We start from the raw sequence: 10,807 nt of genomic DNA, 5'->3' as shown, positions 1-10,807 counted from the left end.
CACCAACCGCTCTCGACCAATCGGCGTCAAACGGGCATTCTTGTGGATGTTCATCCGGTCCTCCTTGGATCCCTGAAGCTTCGCAACCTCAGTCTCCTCGGTCCGGATCGGATGGACAACCTATTGAAAGCTCACAGCTAGCGCGTTGGTCGCTGCGCGTCGAAGCGCTCCGCGCCGCCGCAACACGGGCGCCGTCATCCTGAGGTGCGAGCCGGTCGCGGCGGCAGCGTTGCCGGATGCGATCACGTCCGGCGAGCCTCGAAGGATGCGGCTCCGATGCTCGCGGCCCATCCTTCGAGACGCCCGGCTACGCTGCGCTTCGCCGGGCTCCTCAGGATGACGGCGGAGGTGTGGTGAGGCCATGACAGTAGCTCGAGGCTTATCACCGCACGCTTTCTGGCCCCATCACCAGGTCGGGAAAGCCGGTGGCGATCTGCGGCACGACGCACAACAGCACCACGGCAAACATCATCAACAGCACGAACGGCAGCGTGCCCCAGATCACCTCGCCGAGCGGGATGTCGGGCGCGACGTTGCGGATGACGAAAATGTTCAGCCCGACCGGCGGATGGATCAGCCCCATCTCCATCACGATGGTCATCACGATGCCGAACCAGATGATGTCGAAGCCGGCGGCGCGCAGCGGCGGCAAGATGATCGGCGCGGTCATCAGGATGATCGACACCGGCGGCAGGAAGAAGCCGAGCACCACCACCATCAGCAGAATCGCCGCCAGCAGCTCCCAACGCGGCAATTGCATCGCCACGATGGATTCGGCGACCGACTGCGAGATGTGCAGATAGCTCATCACGTAGGAGTAAAGCAGCGACATCCCGATGATCATCATCAGCATGGTGGATTCGCGGATCGTCGCCTGCAGGATCGGCGCGAGGTCCGTCGGCCGCCACACCCCGTAAATCAGCGCGATCAGCGCCAGCGCCAACAGGCCGCCGAGGCCTGCGGTTTCCGACGGCGTGGCGTAGCCGCCATACAGCGCGATCATCACCCCGGTCAGAAGGATCACGAACGGCGCCACCCGCGGCAGCGCGTTGAAGCGCTGCGCCATGGTGAATTTGTCGCGCGCCAGAATCGGCGCCTCGACGCCGGTTGCGGCGTAAAGCCGGCTCGCCGCGGCATATTCCTTGCGGAAGCGAAACACCGCATAGCTGCCGAACAGCAGCACAAGTAACAGGCCGGGGCCGATGCCGGCCAGGAACAGCCGGCCGAGCGATTTTTCCGCGGCCACCGCAAACAGGATCATGGTGATCGACGGCGGCAGCAGGATGCCAAGCGTGCCGCCGGCGGCGATGATGCCGGCGGCAAACCCGCCGGAATAGCCGCGCTTGCGCATTTCCGGAATCCCGGCCGAGCCGATCGCCGAACAGGTCGCGGGCGAGGAGCCGGCCATCGCCGCAAACAGCGCGCAGGCGAATACATTGGCGACGCCGAGCCCGCCCGGCACCCGGTTGAGCCAGGCATGCAGCGCCGAATAGAGGTCTTGCCCGGCGCGCGACTTGCCGATCGCCGCGCCCTTGAGGATGAACAGCGGGATCGACAACAGCGTGATCGACGCCATCTCCTCATAGACGTTTTGCGTCACGGTATCGAGCGAGGCCGCCGGCATGTAGATCGCCATAAACAGAACCGCGACGGCGCCGAGCGCGAACGCGATCGGCATGCCGGAGAACATCGCCAGCAGCGTCGCCACGCCGTAACTGACGCCGATGCCGAGCACGCTCATCGCTGCGGCTTTCGTAACCCAGGCGCCAAAAGCTGCACGACCAGTTGCAGGCAGAGCAGCGTCATGCCGGCCGCCATCAGCGCGTAGGGGATCGCCAAGGGCGGCGACCACATCGAATTGGAGACCTGGCCGTCGACATAGGCCTCATGGGTCAGCGTCCAGGATTTCCAGGCGAAGAAGCCGCAGAAGGCGAGGCTCGCAAGATCGACCAGCCGGCGCCGGATGCGGTCGACGCCGGGCGGCAGCAGCCCGACCAAGGCCTCGATGCCGATATGGCCGCGCTGCTGCTGCACATAGGCCGCGGTGAGGAAGGTGGCGCCGACCAAGAGGAACACCGCGGCCTCGTCCTGCCAATAGGTGGCGCTGTGCCACAGGCTGCGGCTCAGCACGCTGAAGCTGAGAATGCCGCAGGCGGCGATCAGCGCGATCGCGGCCAGCACCACGATCGCGGCGTTGCACAGCGCCAGCGCGCGGGTCAGCGCCGCGATCAGGCCGCGTTGGGGCAGGGCTGGCGGATGCTGCTGCGGATGATGAGGACCATCCGGCCACGGCGCGTGCATCACGCGGCGACGTCGCTGGCGAGTTTCAACAGATTGGCCGAGGTCGCGGTCTTCGCCGCGTAGTCCTTCCAGGCGGTGTCGCGGGCGATGTCGCGCCATTTGCCGACGATGGCGGCGTCGAGCGGCGCCACCTTGGCGCCGGCCTTCTCATAGACCTTGGCGACCTCGATATCGTCGTCCTGCGCGCCGTTGCGGCCGAACGCTTCGAGTTCGCTGCCGACGGCGAGGATGATGTCCTGCTGGTTCTTCGGCAGCTTGTCGAATATCGCCTTCGACATCATCAAGGGCTCCAGCATGAACCAGTAGGAGGCGCCGGCGCCGGAGGTGAGATGCTTGGCGACCTCCTCGAGCCGGAACGAGATCAGGCTGGTGGAGGAGGTGATGCCGGCATCGCAGGCGCCGGTCTGCATCGCGGCGTAGATTTCGTTGGACGGGATCGACAGCACCGCGGCGCCGGCGGTCTGCAGCACCATGTCCATTTCGCGCGAGCCGCCGCGCACCTTGAGGCCACGGGCGTCTTCCGGCGCCACCAGCGGACGGGTGCGGCTGGCGACGCCGCCGGCCTGCCACACCCAGCTGATCAGCAAGATGCCCTTGTCGGCGAGGAAATCGCTCAGCGCCTTGCCGACCGGCGCGGTCTTCCAGCGCAGCCCCTGGTCGTAGGTCGACACCAGCCCCGGCATCAGCCCGATATTGGTCTCCGGCAGTTCGCCGCCGGCATAGGGCATCGGATACAGGCTGAGATCGAGCGCGCCCTTGCGCAGCGCTGAGAATTGCGCGGTGGTCTTGAGCAGCGAGGAGTTCGGATAGACCTCGCCCAAGAGTTCGCCGCCGCTGCGCGCGGCGATTTCGGCGGCGAATTTGCGGGTCAGCCGGTCGCGGAAATCGCCCTTGTCGAGCGTGCCGCCGGGAAACTGGTGGGAGATTTTCAAGGTGGTCGCGGCGTGCGCCGGGCCGAAGCGCAGGATCGCCGGCGCTGCGAGCGCGGACGCAAGGACGTGGCGGCGCGTGATCATGACAACCTCCCTTGTTTTGACCGCGTGCCGGATCGAGCCTGCCGCGGTGTTTCGGGAAGTCTGCCCGCAAAATCTCGTGGAGGATAGTGGCCCGCACGGACTTCGCATGCTGCGCCGCACAGCTATCGGGCACGGTGCGCTGAATCGCCCGATCGGCCGCAATGCGCCGCCCCGCGGGGTCGGCGAGCATCGATCGCGACGGCGAAGAATATTCGCTTGCGGCAGGTAACAATCCGCGCTCTCAGCCGTCCCTGATGGCGACGGCGACATTCGTCGCCCGTCGCCCCATGACACAGGATCACAGCATGACGATCAATCGCCGTTTCGCCGCCGCCGTGTTCGCCGCTGCGGCTTCGTTCAGCCTGGCACTGGCCCCGGCTGCGTTCGCTCAGGACAAGATGGGCAAAGACGACGCCATGAAGCACGACAGCATGTCGAAAGACGCGATGTCCGACACCTCAACGTCCAAGGGCGCGATGTCGAAAGGGGGCATGACCAAGGACGGTATGACCAAGGATGGCGGCACCGACGGCATGGCCAATCATGGCATGGCCAAGGATACGATGAAGAAATAGCGCTGCGGTCGCGCCCGGGGCGGCGGCGCCGATTCGGCGGCCGCGGGCCTCGCGGCGCGGCACCGCGCGCCGAACGCTCGGCGTTACTTGCGCTTCTTGCGGGCGGCGTAGCGGGCGTCGCGCGCCGCCTTGCGTTCGGCTTCCAGCGCTTCCTCGCGCTTGATGGCCTCTTCTTTTTCGCGCAACGCCAAGGCCGCGGCTTCGGCGGCGGCTTCCTCCTCGCGGCGCTTCTTCTCGGCCTTTTCGGCGTCGCGCGCGAGCTTGGCGGCGGCCCTCGCTGCGGCCTGCGCCTCGCGCTCGGCGGCGCGCTGCTGCACCGCCGGATCGTCCGGGCCGGGCTGGGCCTTGAACTTGTCCAGGATGCTCTTGCGGGCCTGTTGCGCGGCCTTCTGGCGGTCGGCGAAGCTTGGTTCCTTGAATCCGCTCATGTCACGGCCCTTGTTGGTTTGGTACGGTTGTTGTGGCGAGCCGAAAGTCTGCGCGCGCTCGGAAAGAGGCTGCGCCATCTTGAACTCGACAGCGGTTTACAGGCCGGAGGCCGGCAGCGCATCAATTATCTCGCGGTTTGCGCGGCGCGGCCGGCAAAACCTCGCGGCGCTCGGGGTTTTTACCAGGCGGCGGCGATCAGCCCGCGCGATCTCGCCGAAACCAGGTTGACCGCGGCGCGGCGATGGTTTTTGTCGGCGGCGGCCGGCGGATTCTCCACGGCCACCGCCGAATTGGAACCCGGGTTCGCCACCCGCCAATTCCGACAGGAGTGACCATGCCGACCATCAACCGAGCCCGCGTCGCGATGGCGGTTGCCGTCGTCGCAACCCTCATCGCCGGCGCCACGCTGGCGCCGGTTTCCCCCGCCACGGCGCAGACCGCAGGAAAAACCATGACCACAGCTTCAGGCCTCACCATCGAAGACACCCAAATCGGCACCGGCGCCACGCCGAAGCCGGGACAGATCTGCGTCATGCACTACACCGGCTGGCTCTATGAGAACGGCGTCAAGGGCAAGAAATTCGACTCCTCGGTCGACCGCAACGAGCCGTTCGAGTTCCCGATCGGCAAGGGCCGGGTGATCGCCGGCTGGGATGAGGGCGTCGCCACCATGCAGGTCGGCGGCAAGCGCACGCTGATCATTCCGCCGCAACTCGGCTACGGCGCGCGCGGCGCCGGCGGCGTGATCCCGCCGAACGCCACGCTGCTGTTCGACGTCGAACTGCTCGGCGTGAAGGGCTAAGCGGCCGCAACCGGCATCGCGCCGGCAGCAGCATTGCTGCCGGCGCCCATCGCGACTAGGCTGGTCCGGTCCAGGAGGACCCGATGATCCAGTCGCGGCGAAACCGGCTGCTGGAGATGCTGCCCCGGGATGACCTCAATCGGTTGCGGCCGCATCTCCACAGCGTCGTGCTCGACTACAAGATGCCGCTGTACGAGGCGTTCGAGCCGATTCACGAGGTGTATTTCCCGGTCGACGGCGTGGCCTCGCTGGTCTCGACGATGGCCGACGGCTCGTCGGCCGAAATCGGCACCATCGGCAATGAAGGCATCGTCGGCACGCCGATCATTCTCGGCGACACCGTCGCGCCCACCAATGTCTACGTCCAGGTGCCGGGCCACGGCCTGCAAATGAAGGCCGAGATCCTGCGCCAGGCGCTGCAGCAGAGCGCCACCACCCGCATCTTGATGCTGCACTACGTCCACGCCTTCTTCAACCAGGTGGCGCAGTCGGCGGTCTGCAATCATTTCCATTCGATCGAGCAACGCTGCTGCCGCTGGTTGCTGATGACCCACGACCGGGTGCAGGCGGAGGATTTCCTGCTGACCCAAGAGTTTCTTGCGATGATGCTGGGCGCCCGGCGCTCCAGCGTCACCGAGGCGGCGAAGAAACTGAAGCAGCGCAATCTGATTACTTACGTCCGCGGCCACGTCACCATTCTCGATCGCCCGGGCATCGAACGCTGCTCCTGCGAATGCTATGCGATCAGCAAGGGAGAATACGACCGCCTGCTCGGCGAGCCGAAAGGGCTCGACGCCCGGCCGGTGTCCGCCGACGGCTGAGCCAGCGTCCGGGTCGCCGGCTGCTGCGGCGCCGCATCGATGCGCTGGCGTCGTTGGCCGTCGCTTGCGCTGCCGCCCGCGCAACATGAATAATTGGCAATGTGAATAATTGGCAATGTGGTAACGCTTCAAGCGTTAGTGTGTTTACAGCGCGAAGCGAGCCCATTAACTGCGAGCTGACGGATCAGTCCGGCGGACCCGGACTTGATTCCGTTTGGCGCGTCAAAAACCAGCGTGGCCGGCAAATGCTCAGATCGCGAACCCTGCGTTGGACGGTAGCGCTCCTCGCAATCCTCGTCCTGGCGGGGGGCTACGCCCTGCTGCGGCCGGCGAATAAGACGCAACAGGCCACCGCGCCCGCCGAGGCCGCGGTGCCGGTGCGGGTCGCCGCCGTCGAGCGCACCGATTTTCCGATCTATCTCGGCGGGCTGGGAACCGTGCAGGGCTTCAACACCGTGGTGGTGCGGACCCGGATCGACGGCCAGATCGACCGCATCGCCTTCAAGGAAGGCCAACTGGTGCAAAAGGGCGATCTGCTGGCGCAGATCGATCCGCGGCCGTTGCAGGCGACGCTCGACCAGGCCAAGGCCAAGAAGGCGCAGGACGAGGCCAGCCTCGCCAACGCCAATCTCGATCTGCAGCGCTTCACCAAGCTCGGCGAATTCGCCACACGGCAGCAGACCGACACCCAGCGCTCCACCGTGCAGCAATTGACCGCGCAGCTCGCCGCCGACGACGCCGCAATCGCCAACGCCCAGACCCAGCTCGATTACAGCCATGTCACCGCGCCGATCTCCGGCGTCACCGGGTTCCGCCAGGTCGACCAGGGCAACATCGTCAATGCGGCGACCCAGACCGGCATCGTCACCATCGCGCAGATCGAGCCGATCGCGGTGATCTTCACCGCGCCGGAGGAGCAGCTCAACGACATCAACCACGCGCTGGCTTTGGGCCCGCTGCAGGTGATCGCGATGAGCACCGACGGCAAGAAGCAGCTGTCGCAGGGCACCCTGGCGGTGGTCAACAATCAGGTCGATTCGACCAGCGGCACGGTGCGGCTCAAGGCCACCTTCGACAACAAGGACCACGCGCTGTGGCCCGGCCTGTCGGTGTCGACGCGGCTTCTGGTCAACACCCTGAAGAACGTCGTGGTGGTGCCGGAAGACGCGGTGAAGCACGGCGCCGACGGGCTCTACGCCTTCGCGGTCGATCAGGACAACAAGGCCGAGCTGCGCACGGTGAAGATCGGCGAGGTCGGCGACGGCCGCGCGGTGGTCGAGCAGGGGCTGGCGCCGGGCGACCGGGTGGTGGTCGCCGGGCAATACAAGGTGCAGGCCGGCTCACGCGTCGCCATCAATGTGGCCAGCGCCGCGCCGGCGCCCGCGACGCCGAACGCCGCCGCGCCGAATGCTGCAGCGCCGAACGCCGCGTCTGGGACCAAATAGCATGAGCGGCGGCATCTCCACTCCGTTCATCCGTTTTCCGATCGCCACCTCGCTGCTGATGGCGGGGATCCTGTTCGTCGGCCTGGTGGCCTATCCGCTGCTGCCGGTGGCGCCGTTGCCGCAGGTGGATTTTCCGACCATCCAGGTCTCGGCGACGCTGCCCGGCGGCAGCCCGGAGACCATGGCGACCTCGGTGGCGCAGCCGCTGGAGCGGCAGCTGGCGCAGATTCCCGGCGTCGCGCAGATGACCTCGACCAGTTCGCTGGGCTCTTCCGCGATCACCATCCAGTTCGACCTCAACCGTGCCATCGACGGCGCCGCCAACGACGTGCAGGCGGCGATCAACGCCGCCAGCGGCCAATTGCCGAAGAGCCTGCCGAGCCCGCCGACCTATCGCAAGGTCAACCCGGCGGATTCCCCGATCATGCTGTTGTCGGCGACCTCCGACACGCTGCCGCTGACCCAGGTCAGCGACGCGGTCGACGCCCAACTGGCGCAGCAGATCAGCCAGATCACCGGCGTCGCCCAGGTGCTGATCGGCGGCCAGCAGAAGCCGGCGATCCGGATCCAGATCGACCCCGCCAAGCTGGTGGCCAAGGGGCTGTCGCTGGAGGACGTTCGCACCCAGATCGCGATCACCACGGTGGACAGCCCGAAGGGCAATATCGACGGCACCACCCGCAGCTACACCATTTATGCCAACGACCAATTGCCCGAAAGCCGCGACTGGAACGACGTCATCATCGCCTATCGCAACGGCGGACCGCTACGGGTGCGCGACATCGGCCAGGCGGTGACCGGGCCGGAGGACGCCAAGCAGGCGGCCTGGGCCAACGGCGCACGCGGCGTGTTCCTGGTGATCTTCAAGCAGCCGGGCGCCAACGTCATCGAGACCGTCGACAAGATCAAGGCGGCGCTGCCGCGGCTGGTGGCGGCGATCCCGCCGACCGTCAAGGTCGCGGTGATCAGCGACCGCACCCAGACCATCCGCGCCGCGGTCGAGGACGTGCAGTTCACGCTGCTGCTGACCATCGCGCTGGTGGTGATGGTGATCTTCCTGTTCCTGCGCAGCGTCTGGGCCACCATCATCCCCAGCGTCACCGTACCGCTGGCGCTGCTCGGCGCCTGCGCGCTGATGTGGGTGTTCGGCTATACGCTCGACAACCTGTCGCTGATGGCGCTGACCATCTCGGTCGGCTTCGTGGTCGACGACGCCATCGTCATGCTGGAGAATATCACCCGCTATATCGAGGAGGGCGACAAGCCCTGGGACGCGGCGATCAAGGGCGCCAACGAAATCGGCTTCACCATCGTTTCGATCAGTATCTCGCTGATCGCGGTGCTGATCCCGCTGTTGCTGATGGGCGGCATCATCGGCCGGCTGTTCCGCGAATTCGCCATCACTTTGACCATGGCGATCGTGGTGTCGCTGGTGGTGTCGCTGACGCTGACCCCGATGATGGCGTCGCGGTTCCTGCGCGCCCATGGCGAGACCCGGCACGGCCGGCTGTACCAGCTCAGCGAGCGCGGCTTCGAGGCGATGCTGCACGGCTATGAGCGCGGCCTCGATCTGGTGCTGCGCTGGCGGCTGACCACGCTCACCGTGTTCTTCGTCACGCTGGGGCTGTCGGTCTATCTGTTCGTGGTGATTCCGAAGGGCTTCTTCCCGCAGCAGGACACCGGGCTGATCACCGCGGCCTCGGAAGCCGCGCAGGACATTTCCTTCGCCGACATGAAGCGGCATCAGGAGGAACTCGGCAAGATCGTGCAGGCCGATCCCGACGTCGGCAGCGTGGCGATGCAGATCGGCGGCTCCGGCGGCGCGCTCAACACCGGGCGGATGTATGTGACGCTGAAGCCGCGCAGCGAGCGCAAGGCCAACGCGCAACAGATCATCGCGCGGCTGCGCCCGCAGCTCGAGAAGGTGCAGGGCGCGCGGCTGTTCATGCAGGCGGCGCAGGACGTCCGGCTCGGCGGCCGCGCCACCAGGACGCAGTTCGAATACACCTTGCAGGACGCCAATCTCGGCGAGCTCAACGAATGGGCACCGAAGATCCTCACCAAGATGAAGACGCTGGCGCAATTGCGCGACGTCGCCACCGACCAGCAGACCGAAGGCACCACGCTGACGCTGACCATCAACCGCGACGCCGCGTCGCGGTTCGGGATCCAGCCGCAGTTGATCGACGACACGCTGTATGACGCGTTCGGCCAGCGCCAGGTGGCGCAATATTTCACCCAGCTCAACAGCTACCACGTGATCCTGGAAATCCTGCCGGAGCTGCAGGGCGCCGTCGACACGCTGGACACACTCTATCTGAAATCGCCCTCGACCGGCGACCAGGTGCCGCTGTCGGCGTTCGCGAAGTGGACCACGGTGCCGGTGCGGCCGCTGTCGATCAGCCATCAGGGCCAGTTTCCGGCCACCACGATCAGCTTCAACCTGGCGCAGGGCGTGGCGCTGGGGCAGGCCACCGACGCGGTGCAGCAGGCGATGGCCGAGATCGGCGCGCCGCCGACGCTGAACGGCAGCTTCCAGGGCACTGCGCAAGCGTTCCAGCAATCGCTGTCCACCGTGCCGCTGTTGATCATCGCCGCCCTGGTGGTGGTGTATCTGATCCTCGGCATTCTCTACGAGAGCTACATCCACCCGTTGACGATCCTGTCGACGCTGCCCTCGGCCGGCGTCGGCGCGCTCGCCACCTTGATGCTGTTCGGCTATGATTTCAGCCTGATCGCGCTGATCGGCGTCATCCTGTTGATCGGCATCGTCAAGAAGAACGGCATCATGCTGGTCGACTTCGCCATCACCGCGGAGCGCGACGAGGGCCTGCCGCCGGAACAGGCGATCCGCAAGGCGGCGCTGTTGCGGTTTCGCCCGATCATGATGACGACGATGGCGGCGATGCTGGGCGGCGTGCCGTTGATGCTCGGTACCGGCACCGGCTCGGAAATCCGCCAGCCGCTCGGCTACGCCATGGTCGGCGGGCTGTTGGTCAGCCAAGTGCTGACGCTGTTCACCACGCCGGTGGTCTATCTGTATCTCGACCGGCTGTCCGAGGCGCTGGCGCATTGGGGCCGCGGCAAGCGCGAGGAGGCAGAAACCCCGCCGGACCAGCGCGGCGCGGTGAAGCAGGCCGCGGAGTAGGGCGGGCCTGGCTCGCGGTGATCGCGTGCCGCCTCTCCGGGGTCGTCCCTGCGCACGCAGCGACCCATCACCCCTGGCCCCCGAAGTGACTAGAGCTATTCCGGTTCTGATAGAATCAGAACCGGAGCTCTAGCTGTGAGCTTTCAATAGGTTGTCCATCCGATCCGGACCGAGGAGACTGAGGTTGCGAAGCTTCAGGGATCCAAGGAGGACCGGATGAACATCCACAAGAATGCCCGTTTGACGCCGATTGGTCGAGAGCGGTTGGTG

10 protein-coding genes are annotated in these 10,807 nt (G+C 66.3%); 6 read left to right on the top strand and 4 right to left on the bottom strand.

Features of this window, described 5'->3' with window-relative positions:
- Positions 1-382: 382 nt before the first annotated feature.
- Genes VGC77_RS13480 through dctP form a run of 3 tightly spaced genes read right to left on the bottom strand, consistent with a single transcriptional unit; the run spans position 383 to position 3,317 of the window.
- A complete protein-coding gene (locus VGC77_RS13480; RefSeq protein WP_331172076.1) occupies positions 383-1,741 on the bottom strand; it encodes a TRAP transporter large permease in 1,359 nt (452 codons plus the stop codon).
- A complete protein-coding gene (locus tag VGC77_RS13475) occupies positions 1,738-2,301 on the bottom strand; it encodes a TRAP transporter small permease (RefSeq protein ID WP_331172075.1) in 564 nt (187 codons plus the stop codon). Before VGC77_RS13475 ends, VGC77_RS13480 begins: the two co-directional genes overlap by 4 nt.
- A complete protein-coding gene (dctP, locus tag VGC77_RS13470) occupies positions 2,301-3,317 on the bottom strand; it encodes a TRAP transporter substrate-binding protein DctP (RefSeq protein WP_331172074.1) in 1,017 nt (338 codons plus the stop codon). Before dctP ends, VGC77_RS13475 begins: the two co-directional genes overlap by 1 nt.
- Before the next feature lie 305 nt (positions 3,318-3,622).
- Here dctP and VGC77_RS13465 point away from each other — a divergent pair, with 305 nt between their 5' ends.
- Positions 3,623-3,892 carry a pentapeptide MXKDX repeat protein gene (locus VGC77_RS13465; RefSeq protein ID WP_331172077.1) on the top strand — a complete coding sequence of 90 codons (270 nt, stop codon included), beginning with the start codon at positions 3,623-3,625 and terminating at the stop codon, positions 3,890-3,892.
- An 83-nt stretch (positions 3,893-3,975) separates the two neighbouring features.
- On the opposite strand, the gene VGC77_RS13460 is transcribed toward VGC77_RS13465, so the two are convergent.
- Complete coding sequence (locus VGC77_RS13460) at positions 3,976-4,320, bottom strand: DUF6481 family protein (protein WP_331172073.1); 345 nt, start codon at positions 4,318-4,320, stop codon at positions 3,976-3,978.
- A 30-nt stretch (positions 4,321-4,350) separates the two neighbouring features.
- Between VGC77_RS13460 and VGC77_RS13455 the strand changes: the two genes are divergently transcribed.
- From VGC77_RS13455 to VGC77_RS13435, 5 genes are all read left to right on the top strand, one after another.
- A complete protein-coding gene (locus tag VGC77_RS13455) occupies positions 4,351-4,653 on the top strand; it encodes a hypothetical protein (RefSeq protein WP_331172072.1) in 303 nt (100 codons plus the stop codon).
- 32 nt (positions 4,654-4,685) lie between these two features.
- Positions 4,686-5,123, top strand: coding sequence for an FKBP-type peptidyl-prolyl cis-trans isomerase (locus tag VGC77_RS13450; RefSeq protein ID WP_414709660.1), 438 nt, complete (start codon positions 4,686-4,688; stop codon positions 5,121-5,123).
- Positions 5,124-5,206: 83 nt separating this feature from the next.
- Positions 5,207-5,944: a Crp/Fnr family transcriptional regulator gene (locus VGC77_RS13445; RefSeq protein ID WP_331172070.1), complete on the top strand. Its 738-nt coding sequence runs from the start codon at positions 5,207-5,209 to the stop codon at positions 5,942-5,944.
- Between the two features lie 245 nt (positions 5,945-6,189).
- On the top strand, positions 6,190-7,389 hold the full coding sequence (locus VGC77_RS13440; RefSeq protein ID WP_331172069.1) for an efflux RND transporter periplasmic adaptor subunit: 1,200 nt from the start codon (positions 6,190-6,192) through the stop codon (positions 7,387-7,389).
- A 1-nt stretch (position 7,390) separates the two neighbouring features.
- Positions 7,391-10,537 carry a multidrug efflux RND transporter permease subunit gene (locus VGC77_RS13435; protein WP_331172068.1) on the top strand — a complete coding sequence of 1,049 codons (3,147 nt, stop codon included), beginning with the start codon at positions 7,391-7,393 and terminating at the stop codon, positions 10,535-10,537.
- Positions 10,538-10,807 lie beyond the last annotated feature (270 nt).

The organism is Rhodopseudomonas sp. (assembly GCF_036404135.1).
Classification (GTDB): Bacteria; Pseudomonadota; Alphaproteobacteria; order Rhizobiales; family Xanthobacteraceae; genus Rhodopseudomonas_A.
Note: the sequence above shows the minus strand (reverse complement) of the source record. Positions and strands in the feature narration are given on the sequence as shown.